The 19220-nt window shown below is 75.2% G+C and carries 22 protein-coding genes; 17 read left to right on the top strand and 5 right to left on the bottom strand.

All coding sequences use genetic code 11. From position 1 onward, the window contains the following. The first annotated feature begins 14 nt into the window (after positions 1–14). Complete coding sequence (locus ACZ7JZ_RS11640) at positions 15–425, top strand: rodlin (RefSeq protein WP_470936493.1); 411 nt, start codon at positions 15–17, stop codon at positions 423–425. Between the two features lie 158 nt (positions 426–583). Next, positions 584–1111: a DUF6328 family protein gene (locus ACZ7JZ_RS11635; protein ID WP_470936490.1), complete on the top strand. Its 528-nt coding sequence runs from the start codon at positions 584–586 to the stop codon at positions 1109–1111. Positions 1112–1133: 22 nt separating this feature from the next. Here ACZ7JZ_RS11635 and ACZ7JZ_RS11630 read toward each other — a convergent pair whose 3' ends face one another. Beyond that, the gene (locus tag ACZ7JZ_RS11630; protein WP_470936487.1) at positions 1134–2096 is read right to left on the bottom strand and encodes a GlxA family transcriptional regulator; all 963 of its coding nucleotides are present in this window, start codon (positions 2094–2096) and stop codon (positions 1134–1136) included. A 96-nt stretch (positions 2097–2192) separates the two neighbouring features. Here ACZ7JZ_RS11630 and ACZ7JZ_RS11625 point away from each other — a divergent pair, with 96 nt between their 5' ends. From ACZ7JZ_RS11625 to ACZ7JZ_RS11605, 5 genes are all read left to right on the top strand, one after another. Further along, positions 2193–2717 (top strand): PaaI family thioesterase, encoded by a 525-nt coding sequence (locus ACZ7JZ_RS11625; protein WP_470936484.1) that lies wholly within the window; start codon positions 2193–2195, stop codon positions 2715–2717. A gap of 72 nt (positions 2718–2789) precedes the next feature. Next, complete coding sequence (locus tag ACZ7JZ_RS11620) at positions 2790–3278, top strand: DUF4440 domain-containing protein (protein WP_470936481.1); 489 nt, start codon at positions 2790–2792, stop codon at positions 3276–3278. 108 nt (positions 3279–3386) lie between these two features. Beyond that, positions 3387–4418: an ATP-binding cassette domain-containing protein gene (locus tag ACZ7JZ_RS11615; protein WP_470936478.1), complete on the top strand. Its 1032-nt coding sequence runs from the start codon at positions 3387–3389 to the stop codon at positions 4416–4418. Continuing rightward, positions 4415–5236 carry an ABC transporter permease gene (locus ACZ7JZ_RS11610; protein ID WP_470936475.1) on the top strand — a complete coding sequence of 274 codons (822 nt, stop codon included), beginning with the start codon at positions 4415–4417 and terminating at the stop codon, positions 5234–5236. The genes ACZ7JZ_RS11615 and ACZ7JZ_RS11610 overlap by 4 nt, the downstream gene beginning before the upstream one ends. 97 nt (positions 5237–5333) lie before the next feature. Beyond that, entirely contained in the window at positions 5334–6611 is a 1278-nt protein-coding gene (locus ACZ7JZ_RS11605; RefSeq protein ID WP_470936472.1) for an Nramp family divalent metal transporter, read from the top strand. A gap of 40 nt (positions 6612–6651) precedes the next feature. Here ACZ7JZ_RS11605 and ACZ7JZ_RS11600 read toward each other — a convergent pair whose 3' ends face one another. Then, positions 6652–7029, bottom strand: a complete 378-nt coding sequence (locus ACZ7JZ_RS11600; protein WP_470936469.1) for a hypothetical protein — start codon at positions 7027–7029, stop codon at positions 6652–6654. Beyond that, complete coding sequence (locus tag ACZ7JZ_RS11595; protein WP_470936466.1) at positions 7029–7583, bottom strand: DUF6232 family protein; 555 nt, start codon at positions 7581–7583, stop codon at positions 7029–7031. Before ACZ7JZ_RS11595 ends, ACZ7JZ_RS11600 begins: the two co-directional genes overlap by 1 nt. A gap of 282 nt (positions 7584–7865) precedes the next feature. Between ACZ7JZ_RS11595 and ACZ7JZ_RS11590 the strand changes: the two genes are divergently transcribed. Next, complete coding sequence (locus ACZ7JZ_RS11590) at positions 7866–8135, top strand: hypothetical protein (RefSeq protein ID WP_470936463.1); 270 nt, start codon at positions 7866–7868, stop codon at positions 8133–8135. Here the strand turns inward: ACZ7JZ_RS11590 and ACZ7JZ_RS11585 are convergent. Next, positions 8132–9253 (bottom strand): AraC family transcriptional regulator, encoded by a 1122-nt coding sequence (locus ACZ7JZ_RS11585; RefSeq protein ID WP_470936460.1) that lies wholly within the window; start codon positions 9251–9253, stop codon positions 8132–8134. The two genes, ACZ7JZ_RS11590 and ACZ7JZ_RS11585, sit on opposite strands and share 4 nt — an antisense overlap. Before the next feature lie 104 nt (positions 9254–9357). Here ACZ7JZ_RS11585 and ACZ7JZ_RS11580 point away from each other — a divergent pair, with 104 nt between their 5' ends. The 4 genes from ACZ7JZ_RS11580 (at position 9358) to ACZ7JZ_RS11565 (ending at position 13515) form a co-directional block, all read left to right on the top strand. After that, a complete protein-coding gene (locus ACZ7JZ_RS11580) occupies positions 9358–10266 on the top strand; it encodes an MBL fold metallo-hydrolase (RefSeq protein ID WP_470936457.1) in 909 nt (302 codons plus the stop codon). A 191-nt stretch (positions 10267–10457) separates the two neighbouring features. Beyond that, positions 10458–11135, top strand: a complete 678-nt coding sequence (locus tag ACZ7JZ_RS11575; protein WP_470936454.1) for a DUF4232 domain-containing protein — start codon at positions 10458–10460, stop codon at positions 11133–11135. A gap of 735 nt (positions 11136–11870) precedes the next feature. Beyond that, positions 11871–12788 (top strand): S1 family peptidase, encoded by a 918-nt coding sequence (locus tag ACZ7JZ_RS11570; protein WP_470936451.1) that lies wholly within the window; start codon positions 11871–11873, stop codon positions 12786–12788. A gap of 154 nt (positions 12789–12942) precedes the next feature. Further along, entirely contained in the window at positions 12943–13515 is a 573-nt protein-coding gene (locus ACZ7JZ_RS11565) for a TetR/AcrR family transcriptional regulator (protein WP_470936448.1), read from the top strand. Between the two features lie 13 nt (positions 13516–13528). Here ACZ7JZ_RS11565 and ACZ7JZ_RS11560 read toward each other — a convergent pair whose 3' ends face one another. Continuing rightward, on the bottom strand, positions 13529–14704 hold the full coding sequence (locus ACZ7JZ_RS11560; RefSeq protein ID WP_470936445.1) for a YncE family protein: 1176 nt from the start codon (positions 14702–14704) through the stop codon (positions 13529–13531). 227 nt (positions 14705–14931) lie between these two features. Between ACZ7JZ_RS11560 and ACZ7JZ_RS11555 the strand changes: the two genes are divergently transcribed. From ACZ7JZ_RS11555 to ACZ7JZ_RS11535, 5 genes are all read left to right on the top strand, one after another. Next, entirely contained in the window at positions 14932–15516 is a 585-nt protein-coding gene (locus ACZ7JZ_RS11555; RefSeq protein ID WP_470936443.1) for a TetR/AcrR family transcriptional regulator, read from the top strand. A gap of 347 nt (positions 15517–15863) precedes the next feature. Then, complete coding sequence (locus ACZ7JZ_RS11550) at positions 15864–16541, top strand: hypothetical protein (RefSeq protein WP_470936440.1); 678 nt, start codon at positions 15864–15866, stop codon at positions 16539–16541. Next, the gene (locus ACZ7JZ_RS11545) at positions 16534–17151 is read left to right on the top strand and encodes a GNAT family N-acetyltransferase (protein ID WP_470936437.1); all 618 of its coding nucleotides are present in this window, start codon (positions 16534–16536) and stop codon (positions 17149–17151) included. Before ACZ7JZ_RS11550 ends, ACZ7JZ_RS11545 begins: the two co-directional genes overlap by 8 nt. Positions 17152–17279: 128 nt before the next feature. Then, positions 17280–18623: a cytochrome P450 gene (locus ACZ7JZ_RS11540; RefSeq protein WP_470936434.1), complete on the top strand. Its 1344-nt coding sequence runs from the start codon at positions 17280–17282 to the stop codon at positions 18621–18623. A gap of 9 nt (positions 18624–18632) precedes the next feature. Continuing rightward, positions 18633–19076, top strand: a complete 444-nt coding sequence (locus tag ACZ7JZ_RS11535) for a DnaJ family domain-containing protein (protein WP_470936431.1) — start codon at positions 18633–18635, stop codon at positions 19074–19076. Positions 19077–19220: the final 144 nt, after the last annotated feature.

The following is a 19220-nucleotide window of genomic DNA, read 5'->3' as shown; positions in this document are numbered from 1 at the left end:
CAGAAAGACGAACCATGCTCAAGAAGATGATGGCCACCGCCGCGGCCACCGCGTCCCTGCTCGGCCTGGGCGCTGCCTTCGCCACCTCCGCCGTGGCCATCGGCAACGACAACGGGGTCAACACCGTCAACGGCAACGGCTCGCAGCAGGTCTACGGCAACGGCGAGACCAAGGGCGCCCTGAGCCCGCAGGCCTCCCTCGTCCAGGGCACCGCCAACAAGCTCTGCATCGGCGTCCCGGCCAAGGCCAACGTGCAGTCCGTCGCGGCCCTCGTGAACGTCGGCATCCAGGACATCCCGGTGCTGTCGGCCCCGCAGGTCCAGCAGTGCGCCGAGAACTCCACGCAGGCCAAGGGCGACGAGCCGCTCTCGCACCTCGTCGAGAACATCCCGGTCCTCTCGGGCAACGCCGCCGTCGGCAGCTGACCCCTCCGGTCCGGTCCCGCCGGGGCCCGCGGGGAGCGTACGCGCTCCCCGCGGGCCCCGGCGTTTTTCCTGCGCACGGGAGCCATGGAACACGCGTTCCCGGGTACATGCGCACGCATCAGATGTGCGACCGACGGACACACCGAGGGAGGTGCCCGATGAGGCAGGGCCAGGACCGGGACACGGGCAGACGGGACGGGGAAGCGGACGGCCGGGACCGGCGCCGCGACGAGAGCGAGACGGACCGGGCCGACCGGCGCTGGCAGGAGCTCGTCCAGGAGATCCGCGTGGCGCAGACCGGAGTGCAGATCCTCTTCGGCTTCCTGCTGACCGTGGTGTTCACCCCGCACTTCCAGGGGCTGGAGCAGGCCGACAAGACCCTCTACATCATCACCGTCATGACGGGCTCCCTCGCGACCGGATCCCTCATCGGGCCCGTCGCCTTCCACCGCATCGTCTCCGGCCGCCGCATCAAGCCCCAGGCCGTGGTCTGGGCCTCGCGGCTCACCTTCGTCGGACTGGTCCTCCTCCTGGCCACCCTGACCTGCGCGCTGCTCCTGATCCTGCGGGTCGCCACCCACGACCCGATCGTCCCCTGGCTGGTGGGCGGGGTCCTCTCCTGGTACCTGCTCGCCTGGTTCGTCCTGCCCCTCTGGGCCCGCTCCCGCTACACCTCCGACGACTGAGCACCGCCGGCCCGGGCCGGTATCAACCGCGCGGCCCGGGCCCCTGCGGCCCCGCCCCGCGGCGGGCGCGCAGCAGCGCGCGCAGCGGACCCGGCCCCTCGTACCCGACCCGGCGGGCCACCGCCGCGGGGGACAGGTCCGTGGTCCGCAGCAGGTGCTCCGCCTGCTCCACCCGCAGGTCCTGCACGAAGCGGATCGGCGTGCACCCCACCGTGCGCGCGACGGCCCGCTGGAGGGTGCGCTCGCTGACCCCGAGGTCCCCGGCCGCCGCGGCGATGGTCAGCGGCCCGCCCAGCCGGGCCCGCACCCACTCCTCGAAGGCCGAGACCAGCGGGTCGTGGCGGGCCAGCGCGCTGGGGATGGCGTAAGCCGCCTGGCCCGCCCGGTCGTCGACGACCAGGTACCGGCGCACCAGGTCGGCCAGTGCGGGGCTCCGCGCCGCGACCACCGCCAGGGCCAGGTCCAGGTGCGCGAAGGCCGCGCCCGCCGTGGTCACCCCGTCCGAGGTGGTCACCATCCGGGTCTCGTCCAGGCGCACCCGCCGGTAGCGCTCGCGGAACACCGGGGCCAGCCACCAGCCGGTGGTGGCCCGGCGCCCGTCCAGGACGCCCGACTCCGCCAGCAGGAACGTGCCCGTACACGCGGACGCCACCGGCGTGCCCCGCTCCCGGGCCTCCACCAGGAGCCGCCGCGCGGTCCGCAGCCCGGGACCGGCCACCGCCGCCACGAGGGCCTCCGGCCGCCGCTCCATGAGGGCGGGCACCAGCAGCAGGTCCGCCCCGGCGGCCGCCGCGGCCGGCTCCGCGTCGATCCGGTGCCCCAGCCCGGTGCGGACCCGGGCCCGCGTGCCGACCGTGCGGACCGCGAAGGCGGGCGGCGGGGCGGGCAGCCGCCCGCGCAGCGCGTTGGCGGTGTGCAGGACGTCGAGCACCGCCGACACCCCCGAGTCGAACACCCCGTCCAGGACCAGAACCGCTGTCTCCATCCCCGCACCCTACTGCTCGGCCCGGTGTCGGAAACGGCCCCCAACGCGTCGGATCCGACACTCCCCGTCCGCCCCCGGGGCCCTTAGGCTCGCGCCATGACAGAGCACGCCACCCCCGCTGCATCCGACGGCACCCGTTCCCGTACGCACACCTGGCAGCCCCGCCCGGACCCCTTCCCCGAGGTGCTCGGGATGACCGGCCGGGACATCCTCCAGGCCATGCTCGACGGCAAGCTGCCGGCCCCCTCGATGGGGAGCACGATGGGCTTCCGCCTCACGGAGGTCGGCGACGGCACGGCCGTCTTCGCGGGGGACCCCGGGGACCACCTCCTCAACCCGATGGGCACCGTCCACGGCGGGTTCCTCGCCACCCTCCTCGACTCCGCGCTCGGGTCGGCGGTCATGACGAAACTCCCCGCCGGGACCACCTACACCACCGTCCAGCTGGGCGTCCACATGATCCGCCCGGTCCTCGCCGGCACCCCGGCCCTCCGCTGCACGGGCACCGCGCTCCACGTCGGCCGCACCACCGCCACCGCCGAGGCCCGGGTCACGGGCGCCCACGACGGCAGGCTCTACGCCCACGGCACCACCACCTGCGCGGTCCTCCGGCTCGGCTGAGCCCGGCGGCGGGCCCGGCGGGCTCGCGCGAGGGTCTGTCCGGGCCGGGCGGGCGCTGCTACGGTCGCGGACATGTCCATGATCGAACTTGATGCGCTGACCGCCGAGTTCTTCGGCGCCTTCGACACCCGCGGCGGCAGGACCGCCGACCTCGGACGGCTCCGGCGGCTCATGCTGCCCGGCGGGGTGATCGTCAAGACCGGGCCGGACTTCGCCGTGTACACCGTGGACGGGTTCATCGAGCCGCGGCAGCAGCTGCTCGACGGGGACCGGCTCACCGAGTTCGCCGAGTGGGAGACCGGCGGGCGCACCGAGATCGCGGGCGGCATCGCCTCGCGGTTCGGCGGCTACCGCAAGTCCGGGATCCTCGACGGGGTCGCCTTCGAGGGCGGCGGGAGCAAGACCATCCAGTTCGTCCGCACCCCCGAGGGCTGGCGGATCTCCGCCTTCTCCTGGTACGACGAGCCGGACGGGCCGGACGGGCCGGACGGGCCGGACGGGCCGGACGGTTCAGAAGGGGCTGGCGGGGCGGCCGGGACGGGCGGGTCAGAGGGGGGCTGACGGCGCCCGGTGGGACCGGCGGGAGCCGTCACCGCCAGGCGGACTGTCAGTGGCATGGGTCACAGTTGAGGGAGCCGTAGCGCCGCCCTCGCCGAACGAGGTGATCCCATGACGTACGCGATCCTGGCCGAAGACCTCGCCAAGAGGTTCAAGGAGACCCGGGCCCTGACCGGCGTGGACCTCGCGGTCCCGGCCGGCACGGTCCTGGGCCTGCTCGGGCCCAACGGCGCAGGGAAGACCACCGCGGTGCGGATCTTCGCCACCCTGCTGCGCCCCGACGGCGGCCGCGCCGAGGTCGGCGGGCACGACGTGGTCCGCGCGCCGGGCATGGTCCGCTCCCTGATCGGTCTGACCGGCCAGTACGCCGCCGTCGACGAGAACCTGACCGGCACGGAGAACCTGGTGATGATCGGCCGCCTGCTCGGCCTGCCCCGCCGGGAGGCCCGGGCCGTCGCAGGCCGGCTGCTGGAGCAGTTCCGGCTGGCCGATGCCGCCGGGCGGGCCGTGAAGACCTTCTCCGGCGGCATGCGGCGGCGGCTCGACCTCGCCGCCAGCCTCGTGGGCCGCCCGCAGATCCTCTTCCTCGACGAGCCGACCACCGGCCTCGACCCGCACAGCCGCGGCGAGGTCTGGGAGATGGTCCGGGAGCTCGTCGCCGAGGGCATGACCGTCCTGCTCACCACCCAGTACCTCGACGAGGCCGACCGGCTCGCCGACGACATCGTCGTCATCGACAAGGGCCGCGTCATCGCGGGCGGCACCCCGGACGAGCTGAAGAACCAGGTCGGCGGGCAGGTCCTGGAGCTGCGCCCGGCCCGCCCCGACGACCTCGCCGCCGCGCACGCGCTCGTCGCCGAGGCGGCCGGACCCCAGGCCAAGATCGAGGGGGAGCAGATCACCGCTCCCGTGAACGACCCGGAGCTGATGCCGAGCGTCGTGCGCCGCCTGGACCAGGTGGGCATCCGCGTCGCCGAGCTCACGCTGCGGCGCTCCTCCCTCGACGAGGTGTTCATGGTCCTCACGGGGCACCATGCGGAACCGGCCGCCGAAAGCGGGGACGGGGAGGGCGGGGAGGCCGCGACCGGCTCCGGACCCGACCCGGGCGGGGACGAGTACGCCGGGGCCGGGAGGGTGTCATGACCTCCGTACCCGCCGACCCGCTGACCCCCGCGCTGGGCCGCGGCGGCCGGGTCCGCCCCCTCGCCGCCCTCCAGCAGACCGCCACGATGGCGTGGCGCAGCCTCGTCTCCGTCAAGCACAACCCGCTGGAACTGGTCGACTACAGCATCACGCCGATCATGTTCGTGTTCCTGTTCACGTACGTCTTCGGCGGGCAGATGGCGGGCTCGCCCAAGGAGTACCTCCAGTACGCGCTCGCGGGCATCATCGTGCAGAACACCCTGTTCATGAGCATGTACACCTCCATGTCGTTGAACGCCGACCTCACCAAGGGCGTCTTCGACCGGCTGCGCAGTATGCCCATCGCCCGCTCCGCCCCGCTGTTCGGGCGGATCGCGGCCGACCTGGCCAAACAGCTCTGGGCGATGCTCCTGATGATCGCGCTGGGCCTGGCGCTCGGATTCCGGATCACCGGCGGCATCGGCGGGTTCCTCGGCGCGACCGTCCTGCTGCTCGTCTTCGCCGCGGCCATGGCCTGGACCGCGGTGCTCATCGGGATGCTCGCCGGGGACGCCGAGAAGGTGCAGGTCTTCGCCTTCACCTTCATCTTCCCGATCACCTTCACCAGCAGCGCCTTCGCCCGGGTCGACACCATGCCCGGCTGGCTCCAGGCCTGGGTGAACGTCAACCCGGTGACCCATCTGTCCGACGCCTTCCGGGGACTGATGCTCGGCACCCCGTCCGGGGAGGCCGTGCTGTGGTCCCTGGTGTGGGCGGCGGGCATCACCGTGGTCTTCATGCCCCTGGCGATGCGCGCGTACCGCTCCCGGGACAGGTGAGGGCCGGGACGGCCGGGAAGGGCCCCTTGCGCGGCGGCTGCCGCTTCCGTTTTCGTGATCCGGACCCCTTCGGACACGAGCGGAAAGGCGGCCGCGGATGGCGGACCCCGCACAGACCGGCACGGCGCAGGACGGCGGCAGCGCCCCGCGGAAGGCGCGCTGGCGCTCCGTCGGCCCCGGCATCGTGGTCGCGGCCACGGGCGTGGGCGCGGGCGACCTGGTCGCCACCCTCATCGCGGGCAGCCGCTTCGGGTACACGCTGCTGTGGGCGGCCGTCATCGGCTGCCTGGTCAAGATCTCCCTCGCCGAGGCGGCCGGCCGCTGGCACCTCGCCACCGGCCGCACCCTCTTCGACGGGTGGCGCAGCCTCGGCCCCTGGACCACCGTCTACTTCGCCGGGTACGTGGCCGTCTGGGGCTTCGTCTACGGCGCGGCCGCCATGTCCTCCAGCGCCCTGCCGCTCGCCGCCCTCTTCCCGGGGGTGCTCGGCCTGAAGTCCTGGGCCGTGCTGTGCGGCCTGTCCGGCCTGGTGTTCGTGTGGTTCAACCGGTACGCCGTCTTCGAGAAGGTGATGACGGTCCTGGTCGGGGTGATGTTCGTCGTCACCGTCTACCTCGCGGTCCGCGTGACGCCCCGGCTCGACGAGGCCCTCGCCGGCCTGGTCCCGGTGCTGCCCGACGGCTCGCTCGTCTACACCCTGGGCCTCATCGGCGGGGTCGGCGGAACCATCACCCTGGCCGCGTACGGCTACTGGGTCAACGCCAAGGGCTGGCGCGGCCCCGAGTGGATGAAGGTGATGCGGCTCGACAACCGCATCGCCTACCTCACCACGGGCGTCTTCGTGGTGGCCATGCTGTTCGTCGGCGCCGAGGTGCTGAACGCCTCCGGGACGGCCCTGGCCAAGGGGGACCGGGGCCTGCTCGATCTCGGCGCGGTCCTCGAGCAGCGCTACGGCGCCGCCACCGCCAGGCTCTTCCTCGTCGGGTTCTTCGCCACCTCGTACACCTCCCTGATCGGGGTGTGGCACGGGGTCAGCCTCATGTTCGCCGACTTCGCCGCGAAGTACCGGCCCGCCCTGGTCCCCGAGGGCACCGGCCCGGAGACCTCGCGCCCGTTCCGCGCGTACCTGCTGTGGCTGACGTTCCCGCCGATGAGCCTGCTCTTCCTGGACCAGCCCTTCGGGCTCGTGCTGGCGTACGGGGTGATCGGCGCGCTCTTCATGCCCTACCTGGCGCTCACCCTGCTGTGGCTCCTCAACTCCTCCCGGACGCCCGCCCAGTGGCGCAACGGCCCCGTCAGCAACGCCGTACTGGCCGGGGCCGGACTGCTCTTCTTCGTGCTGTGCGTCCAGCAGGTGCGCGACCTGCCCTGGTAGGCGCGCGGCACCCGGGGCGCATCCCGCGCGCCGCGACGACCTAGACGGCGAGGAGTTCGAGCAGGGCCCGTACGGAGTCCAGTACGGGCTGCCCGACGGCCCCCGCGGTCGCAGCGATCCCGGCCACCGCCATCAGGGACCGGCGCCGCTGCGCCACGGGCACGGCCGGATCGGCGGTGACGTCCGCCAGCACCTCCTCCAGCACCGCTGCGTCAGGGGCCGCCACCTCCGCGCGCAGCTCCCCGATGAGCTCGTGCAGCCGGGCGACGGCCGCCGCCAGCACGGGGTCCGGCGCCGCGCTGCCGGCGCCCCCGGAGCCGTACTTGACCATGCCGGTGTGCCCCTGGCCGCCGTTGATGACGACCGCGTCGCCGAAGTAGAAGCTGCCGCCCCGGTCGCCGGTCTCCTCCCCGGCCATCAGCGGGTCATCCCGGTGTGCCCGCTGCCGCCGTAGATGTTCACGGCGTCGCCGAAGTAGTAGTTGCTCGGGCTGCTGATCGACAGCCGCTGCACCTGCACGTGGATCTCGGTGTCCGGGTGCTCGATGGCGTACGCGAGCTTGTGGACCAGGGAGTTCAGGTACTCGGGGCTGCCGGTGACCAGGGCGGTCGACTGGCCGTTCGACTCCACCGCCATCGCGAAGTGCGCCCGCGCGAACAGCACCGTGGCCGCCTCGATCGCGAACCCGATCACGCAGCCCCAGACGACCACCCAGGTCAGCGAGACGAATCCGGAGTAGAACTCCTCGTCGGACGGGGCGGCGAAGCCCGAGGCGATCACGTTCAGCAGCGTGACCGCCAGCCCGATCAGCAGGGCCGTCGACGCCCGGCGCAGGAAGCGCAGGGCCGCGTCCTTGCGCCGCGGGTGGAGCACGAACGTGTAGATCCGGGCCACATTGGCCAGCGGGAACACGGCGTTCCCCACCCACAGCAGCCGACGGGTGACGTGCAGGTCCACGCTGGTCGAGAACACCGCGGCGGGCCCGCCCGCCCGGGGCGGCTCCGCCGGGCGCGCGGGCGGCTCCTGCGGAGCGGGTGGCGGTGGCGGTGGCGCGGACCGGGCCGAGGACGGCTGTTCGGGCGCCGGAGTCGGCGCTGCTGCCGGTGTCTGTTCCATGGACATCCCCCCGAGAACGGACCGCTTGCGGCGGACCACTCATTAAGCGCCCGCTCCTTCCCGGCCACAAGGCGAAAACCGGCCCGGCCGCACCCGCCGCCGACCGGCGTTGTCAGTGGCGCCGGTCATGCTGGGCCCATGGATGACCAGTTCATGCGGGGCAGGGTGTACGGGGCGGACTACGAGGACGCGGACCCCGGACCGCAGCAGGGCAGGGAGTACGTGGAGCTGGTGGGCGGGCCCCTCGACGGGCTGCTGCTGGACGTGACCGGCTGGAACGCCGCCGACCGCGCGCAGGGCGCCCTGCTGATGACGGAGATCGGCCGCTACGGCCCCGACGGCCGCTCCTCGTACGCGCCCAGGGACGGGGACCCGGGGCACTTCGACTGGCGGGGGGACGTGCGCTAGCGGGCCCGGACCGCCCGCGCCGCAGGGCGTGTGCCGTGCTGTTCGCGGTAGCGGCCCGGGGTCGTGCCGAACTGCCGCTTGAAGGCGTGGGAGAAGGCGTACGGGGTGCCGTAGCCCACGCCCCCGGCGACGGCCGCCAAGGGGTCGGCGGTGTCGCGCAGCCGGGCGGCGGCGAGGGTGAGCCGCCACCAGGTCAGGTAGGCCATCGGCGGCTGCCCGGCCCGTGCCGTGAAGCGGCGGGCCAGGGTGGGGCGGGAGACCCCCGCCTCGGCGGCCAGCCGCCCGGTGGTCCAGGGCGCGGCCGGGTCCGCGTGCATCGCCCGCAGCGCGGCGGCCGCCACGGGGTCGCCGAGCACGGCCGGCCAGGTCCCGGCCGTGTCCCGGGCCATCCAGGAGCGGATCAGGTAGACGAAGAACAGGTCCAGCAGGCTCGGAACGGCGATCGCCGCCCCGGGCCCCGGCCCGTCGGCCTCCCGGTCCAGCAGGTCCAGTACGGAGCCCAGGGCGGCGGCAGCAGCGGTCTCCGCAGCGCCGGCCGGCGCACCGCCCGTACGGGACCCGGACCCCGTACCGGACCCGCTCCCGGCCCCCGTACCCGGGCCCGGTCCGGCCGCGGAGGTTCCGCCCGCCGGCAGGTGCACGACCACCGGCAGCTCCGCCATCAGCGGATGCGCGTGCCGCCGGTCCAGCCGGTACTTCCCGCAGAGCAGCTCCACGGCACCGGCACCCCGGCCCCCGCCCCGGCGCACACCCGGGCCCGCATCCGCACCCGGGCCCGTACCCGCTCCGGCGCCCGTACCCCCGCTCCCGGGCAGCGGCAGCCCGCCCGCCGCCCAGCGTTCGAAGGGCACGGCCCGCGCCGCGGCCGCCGCCGGGTCGGCCTGCACGTCGGCGAGCACGTGCCCCGTCCCGTGCGGCAGCAGGACCACGTCACCCGGCCCGAGCCGTACCGGTTCGCCGCCGTCGGGAAGGAGCAGGCAGCCGCCCTCCCGCACGGCGTGGAAGCCCGCGCCCCCGTACGCCTCCAGCCGCGCGCACCAGCTCCCCGCCACCCGCACCCGGTTCGAGGAGGGCCGCCCCACGCGCACGGCCGCGATCGCATCGCTCACCACATCCACCCCGCCACGATAGCCGCGCCCCGCCGCCCGGTGAGACGTACGCGTATTCACAGGAGCACAACGGGCATTGAGGAGCTCACCTCCGCCTCCCTAGGCTCCGGGACATGAGCGACGACAGCGTGCAGCGCATCCAGGTCGGGGACGTCGAGGTCATCCGGATCGTCGAGTCGGCCGGCCCGTTCGTGCCCGCCTCCCAACTCGTCCCCGAGGCCGGGGCCGAGACCTGGCGCGAGAACGGGGACTGGCTGGCCCCCGACCACTGGCAGCCGGACGGGGACATGGCCGTCATGGCCCTGCAGAGCTGGGTGCTCCGCAGCGGCGGCCTGACCGTCCTCGTGGACACCGGCATCGGCAACGGGCGGGAACGGCCCGGCTCCCCGCAGTTCCACCACTGGCAGGGCGACTTCCTCGGCTGCCTGGACCGGGCGGGCGTCCGCCCCCAGGACGTCGACCTCGTCGTCAACACCCACGTCCACGCCGACCACGTCGGCTGGAACACCACCGCCGAGCAGGGGGAGTGGGTACCCACCTTCCCCAACGCCCGCTACCTCGTCCCGGCCGCCGACGACTTCCACTTCGGCCCGGCCAACTCCTACGGCGGCGGCGTCCGCGAGGACGACCGGCTGATCTACGAGGACAGCATCGCCCCGGTCCACCGCTCCGGGCAGGCCCTGCTCTGGGACGGCGTGCACCGCATCGACGGCAGCCTCAGCCTGGAGTCCGCCCCCGGCCACACCCCCGGCTCCGCCGTCCTGCGCGTGCACTCGGCGGGCGAGCGCGCCGTCTTCGCGGGCGACCTGCTGCACAGCCCGGTCCAACTCCTGCGCCCGGGCTGCAACAGCTGCTTCTGCCAGGACCCGGCCCGCGCCGCCGCCAGCCGCCGCCGGATCCTGGAGCGGGCCGCCGACCAGCGCGAACTGCTCGTGCCCGCGCACTTCGGCGGCCCCGGCGCCGTCCGCATCCGCCGGGAGGGCAGCCACTTCACGCCCGAACCCCCGGCCCGCAGCGCGTAGGCGGCCCGCCCGGGACGGGGCAGGCAGGGCCCGGCGTCGGGTGCGCCGTGCCGTCCGCCCGGCGCCGGCCGTGGTGGATTCGGGAAGCGGCCGTCACCAAGCTGTGAACCTTCCGCGGGACGCTGGTCTTCCGGCCCGGCCCGGCGCCGGCCCAGCGCACCTCGCGCTCCACACCCCGGGGGTACCCCACCATGAGCACCGTACGCAGCGCAGCCGTCTCCGCCGCCCTCGCCGCCGCCTCCGTCCTCGCCCTGACCGCCTGCGGCCCGTCCGGGGACGAGGGGGCGGGCTCCGGCGGTCCGGGTACGGGCCCCTCCGCCTCCACCGCGTCCGGTGGTGCGGCCACCCCGTCGGCCCCCGCGGGCGGGGGCTCCTCCGGCGGAAGCTCCTCCGGAGCCTCGCCGACGGCCCCCGGCGGCGGTTCGCCCAGCACCTCCCCGGCCGACCCCGACCACGACGTCTTCCCGTGCAGCACCTTCGACGTGAAGTTCACCGCCAGCCTCGCCGAGCCCACCACCAGCAGCTACCTGCTGAAGATCACCAACAAGAGCGGCAAGCCCTGCCGGGTGCTGGGCCACCCGGTCGTGACCTTCGGGGACCTGGACGGCCAGGCCACCGAGCGGGGGCCGGCCCCCGGGATCGAGGACGCGCTGCGGCTGGCGCCGGGCGAGTCGGCGTACGCCGGGCTCATGGGCGGCACCAAGGACGGCACCGGCAAGACGGTGAACCGGATCGCCATGACCATGAACACCGAATCGGACCTGGAGCAGACCCCCCTCGAGTTCGCGACCCCGGGGTTCCACGTCCACCCCGAGAAGAACTCGGTCACCGCCTGGGTGGGCAACGCGGAGGACGCCCTCAGCCTCTGAAGGCCCGTGACTCCCGGGACGCCAGGGACTCCCGAACGTCCCGGGACGCCCGCGCCCTCGGGGTACGGACGGGACTTCCCGCCCGTGAGCGCGGAGAAATCGCTCAGCTTCTGACGCGCCGTAGGCGCGCCCGGTTCCGTGCCGGCCGGGCGGCCCGCCCCCGACGCACAGCGGCCGCCTCCGCGCGAGGGTGGGAACCGGACAATCCTGTTCCGCCTCCAAAGGGGAACGTTCACGGCATCACGCCGCGGCCCCCGGCGGCCGGCCCCTCCCGGAGGCCGTCCACCGGGGGCCGCGGCGGGCCCGCCGCCCACGCCCGCCCGCCCCCGGCCGGTCGCGTCCGAGGGTCGCCGCCGCTGTGCGCCCGTAACCGGAGCGGTCCGGATGCAGGGTGTAACCTCCCCTGCCCCCGGCCCCCCTGAAAGAGTCTCAGCAAATTTCCGCAAGCGCGTGCAGGGCCGTCCGGGCCGCCCGCCCCGCCCGTCGTGGGCGCCCGCGGAGGCGGCCCCGCGGTGGCCGCCGCGCCCCGGTTCCGGACGGCGCCCGCGGCGGTCCCACTGGAACGCGCGTAGATCGGCCGAAAGGCGTCCTTGTCGCGCCGCCGCCCCCATTTGAGGATTCCTCTCGTCGCGGTTGTCAGGTTCACGGCCAATCGCTGCGTACGGCCTGCCGGACCACCGCGTTCCCCGGCCCGCCCACCCAGCGGGCCACGGACTCCCCCCACCGGAGGAAGCAGTGAACCCCAAGCGCCCGAACCCCCTCGGCAGCCTGTCCCGCGGTGCCCGGCTGATCGCCGTCACCTCCGCGCTCCTGGCCGCCTCGGCGCTCGCCGCCCCCCACTCGTCCGCGGCCGAGACCCAGACCGCCCGCGTCAGCGCGGCCGGGCTCTCCGCCGTCAGCGACGCCGTCCTCGGCGCCGACGTGGCGGGCACCGCCTGGTACACCGACACGGCCACCGGGAAGGTGGTCCTGACCGCGGACTCCACGGTCTCCGCCGCCGAGCTCGCCACGATCAAGAAGGCGGCGGGCGACCGCGCCTCCGCCCTGCAGATCAAGCGCACCACCGGCACCCTGAACAAGCTCATCGCCGGCGGCCAGGCCATCTACACCGGCGGCAGCCGCTGCTCGCTCGGCTTCAACGTCCGCAGCGGCAGCACCTACTACGCCCTCACCGCCGGACACTGCACCAACATCGGCAGCACCTGGTACACCAACTCGTCCCGGACCACCCTGCTCGGCTCCCGTACGGGCACCAGCTTCCCGGTCAACGACTACGGCATCATCCGCCACGCCACCGCCTCGGCCGCCGACGGCCGGGTCTACCTCTACAACGGCTCGTACCGCGACATCACCGGCGCCGCCAACGCGTACGTCGGACAGTCCGTCCAGCGCAGCGGCAGCACCACCGGCCTGCGCAGCGGAACCGTCACCGGCCTCAACGCCACCGTCAACTACGGCGGCGGCGACGTGGTCTACGGCATGATCCAGACCAACGTGTGCGCCGAGCCCGGCGACAGCGGCGGCGCACTGTTCTCCGGCACCACCGCCCTCGGCCTCACCTCCGGCGGCAGCGGCAACTGCACCTCCGGCGGCACGACCTTCTACCAGCCGGTCACCGAGGCCCTCAGCGTGTACGGCGTGAGCGTCTTCTAGCCCGCGATCCGGGTGCCGGTCCCGGTGCCCTCTCCGGTCCGGCGGTGAACCCGCGGCCGGCGGCCCCCCCCGAGGGGGGCCGCCGGCCGCGGGCGTGCCCGCCCCCGCCCCGTACGGGCATAATCACGGCCGGAACACGGGAGGACGACCGGCCATGGCACGAGCAGGACTGACCGCGCAGCGCCTGACCCTCGCGGGGGCGGAACTGGCCGACGAGATCGGCTTCGACGCGGTGACCCCCTCGGAGCTGGCGCGGCGCCTCGGGGTCTCCCCGGCGAGCCTGTACGCACACGTGCGCGGAGCCGCGGACCTCAAGACCCGGATCGCCCTCTTCGCCCTGGAGGAACTGGCCGACGAGGTGGCCGCCGCCCTCGCGGGCCGGGCGGGCCGGGAGGCCCTGACCGCCTTCGCGGACGGCTACCGGGACTACGCCCGCCGCCACCCCGGCCGCTTCGCCGCGACCCGCTTCCGGCTCGACGCCGCCACCGCCGCCGCGAGCGCCAGCCCCCGGCACGCCGAACTCGCCCGCGCGGTCCTGCGCGGCTACGGACTGGCCGAACCGCAGCGGACCATCGCCGTCCGCCTCCTCGGCAGCGTCTTCAACGGCTACATCGGCCTGGAGGAGGCGGGCGGCTTCGACCACAGCGCCCCCGGCCCCCAGGAGAGCTGGACCGGCATCCTCACCGCCCTCGACGCCCTCCTGCGCACCTGGCCGGAAGACCCCTGAGGGGCGTCCCCGGTCAGCGGTCCAGGACCACGACCCCCAGCGGGCGTTCGCCCACCGGGACCCGCGTGACCCGCCCCGAGGCGGTGTCCACGACGCTGATCCCGTCCCAGTAGCCGTCCCGGGTGAAGCCCCCGGTCACGTACGCCGTGCGGCCGTCGGCGGAGACGGCCACGTCCTCGTGCGGACCCTCCAGCGGGATCACCCGCTCGCGGCCGTCGGCGGTCCGCACCGTCAGCGACGGGCCCTCCTCCGAGCCGGCCACGGGGCCGGTACCGACGACGTACAGCGTGCCGTCCGGCCCCGCGGCCACCCCGTGCTGGTGGGTGCGCGCCGTCATCCGCTCCACCCGCACCCGGCCGCTCACGGGGTCCACCACCGCCAGCCGCTCGCCCTCGAAGGGCAGCAGCAGCGCGCCGTCCGCCTTCCGCACCGCCGCGTAGTGCGGCTTGAGCCAGGAGCCGAGCCCGCCCTCCGTCCCGTACGGGGCCACCTCGATCCGGCGGCCGCGCCAGTCGTCCGTGCCGACGACGGTGACGTCGAAGGAGTCGTGCCCGGTGGCGTACACGCTGCGGCCGTCGGCGGAGACGTCCACGTCGAAGGGGCGCCGGCCCACCGGAACGGTCCGCACCACCTTGCGCGCGGCGGTGTCGACCACCTCCAGCACGCCGTTCCCGCCGGGCACGTTCACCCCGACGTACACCCGGGCGCCGTCCGGCGAGACCGCGATGCCCATGCCGCCGCCGCGGTACTCGCCCCCGGTGACCGGGCCGGTGGCGGTGGCGTACGGGATCAGGGCGGTCCGGGTACGGGTCCCCGTGTCGACGGCCGCCACGCCCTCCGCGGTGGACACCCAGGCGGTGCCGTCCGGGCCGAGCGCGATCCCGTACGGGGCCCTGCCCACGCGCACCGAACCGAGGTGCGCGGCCGGCCCGCGGCCCGCGGGGTCGACGAAGGTCACCGTGTCCGCGCCGAAGTCGGCGACGAGCAGCGCCCCCTGCGGGGTCGGCGTCCCCGTCGGCAGCCCCGCGCTCCCGGAGGCGGGGGCGGCGGCGGGGGAGCCGGATGCGTTCCCGGCGGGGGCGCAGCCGGCCAGGAGGGCGGCCAGGGCGAGCCCGGCGAGGGTGACGGTGCCCAGCGGCCCCGGGCCCCGGCGGCTCCTGCTGCCGTGGGTGTGCGCGTGCGTGTTCATGAATCCTCCAGGGCGCGTCGGACCGGCCCGGCGGCCCGTGGCCCGTACGGTGCGGGACGCCGTACCCCCAGCCTGCCGCGGGCCGCGCCCGGCCCCGGTCCGCCGCCCGGGTCGGGCTGCTGCACCCCCCGGTGGACCCCGGGGTCAACCGATCGGACGACCCGGCGATGTCCGCATACCGCTGGGGTGTACTAGCGGTACACCCTGATGGTGTGTACCTTGAGTCCATGACCCCGCTTCCCCGGTTCCACCGGCTCCCGGACGAGCGACGTGCGGCCATCCTGGCCGTCGCGCGCACCCACTTCGCCGCGCACGGCCCCGAAGCCGCCTCGTACAACAAGATCATCGAGGCGGCCGGGATCTCGAAGACGGCCGCCTACCAGTACTTCGACGGGCGGGACGACCTGCTGTCCGCGGTGCTGGACGACGTACTGGAGCGGCTGCTCGCCGTGCTGGGGCCGTGGGCCCCGGCGTCCGGGCCCGCCGCCTTCTGGGCCGCCCTCGAATCCGGCACCGCCGCCCTCGCCGGCCACCTCGCCGCCCACCCCGACGACCTCGCGCTCGCCGAGACCGCGGTGCGGAGGGGGGAGGGGCGGGCCTGGCAGGGCTGGTTCGAGGCGGTCGTCGCGGACGGGCAGCGGGTCGGGGTCATCCGGGTGGACGTGGACCGGTCGCTGCTGGCGGGGGCGACGGAGGCGGTGCTGCGGGCCGGGGACGCGTGGGCGCTGCGGGCTCTGCGCGAAACGGGCGAGTCGCCCGACCCGACCCCGGTCTGGACCCTCCTCCGCTCCCTGTGGCACCCCACCCCCTGACCCCGCCCACCCCGACCCCGGGGCTCCGCCCCGGACCCCGCGCCTCAAACGCCGGCGGGGCTGGGGTTGCCCGGGTCGGGTTGGTTTCGGGGCGCTGTCCCGGGCTGGCACCCCGGCCAACTCCAGCCCCGCCGGCGTTTGAGGCGCGGGGGTGTGGGGGCGGAGCCCCTGCTTTCGGGGAGGGGCGGGGTGGGGGAGAGGGCCCCGCGCAGCGGGGGTGTAGGGGCACCCGGGCCGGCTCATCGGCCCGGCCGGGCGACCCGTTCCGCCCGCGGACCCCGGCCGGCCGGCACCGCCGCGGCGACACCAGACCGGTTGCACAGATCCGTACTCAGGAAGGGACCGACATGACCACCCCGCCCCGTATCGACTGGCGGATACCGCCGACACCCCCCGGCCCCGCCGGCCGCCTGGAACGCTTCATGGGCCCGGGCAAGACCACCGCCGAGTCCGCCACGGAAGGCGCCGGCGCCGTCGTCTGTGCGGTGCTGCTCGCCGCCGGCGTCTGGTCCGTGCACGCGGACACCGTCCGCACCTGGTCGGCCTGGCAGCTCGCCGTCGTCGTCCTCGCCGGTCTCGACCTGATTGGCGGCATCCTCACCAACGCCACCAACGCCGCGAAGCGCTGGTACCACCGCCCGGCCCCCGGCGCCCGCCGCGCCCGCCTCCTCTTCGTCTCCGCCCACGTCGCGCACCTCGCCGCCCTCGGCCTCGTCGTCCTCGACGGCGACTGGCGCTGGGCCGCCGCCAACAGCGCCCTGCTGCTGACCGGGGCCGTGCTCGTGGAGTTCGCGCCCGTCCACCTCGCCCGGCCCGTGGCCATGGCCGCGTACACCGCCGCCGTGCTGGTGAACCTCTTCTGGCTGCCGCTGCCCGCCGCCCTGGCCTGGTTCGCCCCGCTGTTCTTCCTCAAACTGCTGGTGGCCCACCTGCTCCCGGAGGCCCCCTTCACCGCCCCGGGAAGTCCCGACTCCCCCTCCGACGCCCCCTCCGCCCCCGTCGAGGAGGCTGGCCGCCGTGTCTGACAGCAACCGCGACGGCGGCCCCGGCGCCGCCCTCCACGACGACCCGCCCGCCCGCACCTGCGCCCACGTCCTCGCCGACGCCTTCGCGCACGAGCCCGCCACCGCCTGGATCACCTCCGGCTCCAGCCCTGCCCGCCGCGCCTGGTTCGAGGCCGTGCTCGACGCGCAGGCCGCCCTCCCCGGGACCCGCCGCCACCTCCTCGCCGACACGCAGGGCCGCCCCGTCGCCGCCGCGGTGCTCACCGCCCCGGGGGCCCGGCCCGGGCCCGCCGTGCAGGCCCGCTGGGCCGCCCGCACCGCCACCCGCTGCGGCCCCCGCGCCCTCACCCGCACCCTGCGCTACCTGCACCGCACCGAACCCCTCGCCCCCGAGGGCGCCTGGACCCTGGAGTTCGTGGGCGTCGTACCCGCCGCCGTGGGCCGCGGCGCCGGCCGCCTCCTGCTCGACCACCTGCTGGGCTCGGTGCCCGCACCCGGCGGGGTGTTCCTCACCACCGCCGACCCCGCCAACGTGCCCCTGTACGAGCACTTCGGGTTCACCGTCCTGCGCCCCGTCGACCTCGGGCGGCTGCGGACCACCGCCATGTGGCGCCCGGGGGAGGCCGGCTGAGGGGCGTCCGGGGCCGCCGCGCGCCCTTTCACGTTCCGTACGCGCTCCCGTACAGTCCGTTCCGCCCGACTCCCGAGTCCCGGGGCCCCGGTCGCCGGGTCCGTACGCAGCCGAACGAGGAGCAGCCCGTGACCACCCCCGCCCCGGCCGCCGCCTCCGCAACCGCCCCCGCCGGGCAGCCCGTTCCCGAGGCGGATCCCGAACTCGTCGCCGCCTGGCGGGCGGAGGGGGCCGGACTGGTCGCACTGCTCACCCGGGTACGCGAACGGCACGGCGGGGTAGCGGCGTTCCACCTCGGCCCGCAGCGCACCGTCCTCGTCACCGCCCCCGAGGCCGTGCAGGACGTCCTCGCCCTCCAGCCCGACGCCTACGTCAAACGCTCCCACCGCGCCCGCCTCCTCGTCGGCGACGGACTGCTGTCCGCCACCGGCGGGGCCTGGGAGCGCCAACGGCATCTCCTCAAAGGCCAGTTCACCGGTCGTGGATTGCGCCGCTACGAGGGCCGCATCGCCGCGGCCGCGCTGACCGCCGCCGCCCGCTGGGCCGGGTACGAGCGCACCGGGGAGGTCTTCGACCTCGCCGGGGAGATGCGCCGCTACGCCCTCGACACCATCTGGCGCTCCCTCACCGGCCACCCCCTCGACCCGGACACCGACGCCGAACTCGCCTCCGTGGCACGCGTGGTGACCGCCCTGCCCACCCTCCCCGCGGACGGGACCGCCCCTGCTCCGGAGGTCGCCGCCGAACTGGCGCGGATCGACGCCGTCGCCCACCGCGCCGTCGAAGCGGCGCGCGCCGGCTCCGCGGGACCGGACGGGCCGGGGCTCCTGCACGTACTCGTCGAGGCCGGTGCCACCCGCCCCGAGTACACCGACCGGCTGATCCGCGACGAGCTGGTCACCCTCCTCGTCGCCGGGCACGAGACCACCGCCACCACCCTGACCTGGCTCCACCTCCTCCTCGACCGCCACCCCGGGGCCCGCACCCGGACCCTGGCCGCAGGCCCGGAGGGCTCGGACGCCCGGCGCCAGGCAATCCAGGCGCTCGTCCACGAGACCCTGCGGCTCTACCCCTCCGCCTGGCTGCTGCCCCGCCACCTGCCCGAGCCCGGCACCCTGGCCGGGTACGCCGTCGGGGCCGGTACGGACGTGCTCGTCTGCCCGTACCTCACCCACCGCGACCCCGCGCTGTGGCCGGACCCGGAGCACTTCCGCCCGGAGCGGTTCACGGACCCCGGCGGGCGGCCCGGCCGCGCGGGCGCGTACCTGCCCTTCGGGATCGGCCCGCGGGCCTGCCTCGGCGTGCAGTTCGCGCTGCGCGAGTCCACCGCCCTGCTCGAACTGCTCCTGCCCGCCCGCACCCCCGTCTTCCGCTCCGTCCCGCAGTGCACGGCGTGGGGGATCACGGTCCGGCCGGACGGCCCCGCCCCGGTGACCCTGGCGGGCCCCGCGCAAGCGGCCCCGGTTTCGTAGCCTGGAGGCATGACCGAGCGGAAACCCCCAGGCGTCAGCTTCGAATCCTTCGTCGACCGGCAGATCCGCGAGGCGTCCGAGCGCGGCGAGTTCGCGAAGCTGCCGGGCCTCGGCAGACCCCTCCCCGACGACACCGCGCCCTACGACGAGCTGTGGTGGGTCAAGGGCACACTGCACCGGGAGGGCCTGGGCGTCCTCCCGCCCGCGCTCCAGCTGCGCAAGGAGGCCGAGGACGCGCGGGAGGCGGCGGCCGGAGCGCCGAGCGACGCCATGGCGCGCCGGATCCTCGCCGAGGTGAACGAGAAGATCGCCGCCGCGCTGCGCCGCCCCCCGCCGGGCCCGCCGCTGAACCTGAAGCCGTTCGACGTGGAGGCGGAGCTCGCGGCCCGGCGCGAGGCACGGGACGGGACGCCGGAGGGCACGCCGGACCGGTCGCCTGACGGATCGGCTTGACTGATCGCTTGACCGCACCCGGGGGGACGGGCCGCAGGCGGCCTAAGGGCAATGCTGGTGACTTAGATGTTCTGTGCTCGTTGGTTGTGGTGTGGCGAGGGTGGGGCAGGTCAAGTCGCCTGCGGGTGAGCGGTTGTCGGACCG

The sequence above is a fragment of the Streptomyces sp. NPDC038213 genome (assembly GCF_055600495.1).
The sequence above is the reverse complement of the archived record's forward strand: the minus strand, read 5'-3'. Positions and strand labels throughout refer to the sequence as shown.

Excerpts from the sequence above, each read along its gene's own strand:
- ACZ7JZ_RS11590 (WP_470936463.1), top strand. The coding sequence starts at position 7,866 with ATGGATGACCAGTTCATGCGGGGCAGGGTGTACGGGGCGGACTACGAG.
- ACZ7JZ_RS11605 (WP_470936472.1), top strand. The coding sequence starts at position 5,334 with ATGGCGGACCCCGCACAGACCGGCACGGCGCAGGACGGCGGCAGCGCC.
- ACZ7JZ_RS11610 (WP_470936475.1), top strand. The coding sequence starts at position 4,415 with ATGACCTCCGTACCCGCCGACCCGCTGACCCCCGCGCTGGGCCGCGGC.
- ACZ7JZ_RS11575 (WP_470936454.1), top strand. The coding sequence starts at position 10,458 with ATGAGCACCGTACGCAGCGCAGCCGTCTCCGCCGCCCTCGCCGCCGCC.
- ACZ7JZ_RS11635 (WP_470936490.1), top strand. The coding sequence starts at position 584 with ATGAGGCAGGGCCAGGACCGGGACACGGGCAGACGGGACGGGGAAGCG.
- ACZ7JZ_RS11560 (WP_470936445.1), bottom strand. The coding sequence starts at position 14,704 with ATGAACACGCACGCGCACACCCACGGCAGCAGGAGCCGCCGGGGCCCG.
- ACZ7JZ_RS11640 (WP_470936493.1), top strand. The coding sequence starts at position 15 with ATGCTCAAGAAGATGATGGCCACCGCCGCGGCCACCGCGTCCCTGCTC.
- ACZ7JZ_RS11615 (WP_470936478.1), top strand. The coding sequence starts at position 3,387 with ATGACGTACGCGATCCTGGCCGAAGACCTCGCCAAGAGGTTCAAGGAG.
- ACZ7JZ_RS11580 (WP_470936457.1), top strand. The coding sequence starts at position 9,358 with ATGAGCGACGACAGCGTGCAGCGCATCCAGGTCGGGGACGTCGAGGTC.
- ACZ7JZ_RS11555 (WP_470936443.1), top strand. The coding sequence starts at position 14,932 with ATGACCCCGCTTCCCCGGTTCCACCGGCTCCCGGACGAGCGACGTGCG.
- ACZ7JZ_RS11600 (WP_470936469.1), bottom strand. The coding sequence starts at position 7,029 with ATGGCCGGGGAGGAGACCGGCGACCGGGGCGGCAGCTTCTACTTCGGC.
- ACZ7JZ_RS11625 (WP_470936484.1), top strand. The coding sequence starts at position 2,193 with ATGACAGAGCACGCCACCCCCGCTGCATCCGACGGCACCCGTTCCCGT.
- ACZ7JZ_RS11550 (WP_470936440.1), top strand. The coding sequence starts at position 15,864 with ATGACCACCCCGCCCCGTATCGACTGGCGGATACCGCCGACACCCCCC.
- ACZ7JZ_RS11565 (WP_470936448.1), top strand. The coding sequence starts at position 12,943 with ATGGCACGAGCAGGACTGACCGCGCAGCGCCTGACCCTCGCGGGGGCG.
- ACZ7JZ_RS11535 (WP_470936431.1), top strand. The coding sequence starts at position 18,633 with ATGACCGAGCGGAAACCCCCAGGCGTCAGCTTCGAATCCTTCGTCGAC.
- ACZ7JZ_RS11630 (WP_470936487.1), bottom strand. The coding sequence starts at position 2,096 with ATGGAGACAGCGGTTCTGGTCCTGGACGGGGTGTTCGACTCGGGGGTG.
- ACZ7JZ_RS11620 (WP_470936481.1), top strand. The coding sequence starts at position 2,790 with ATGTCCATGATCGAACTTGATGCGCTGACCGCCGAGTTCTTCGGCGCC.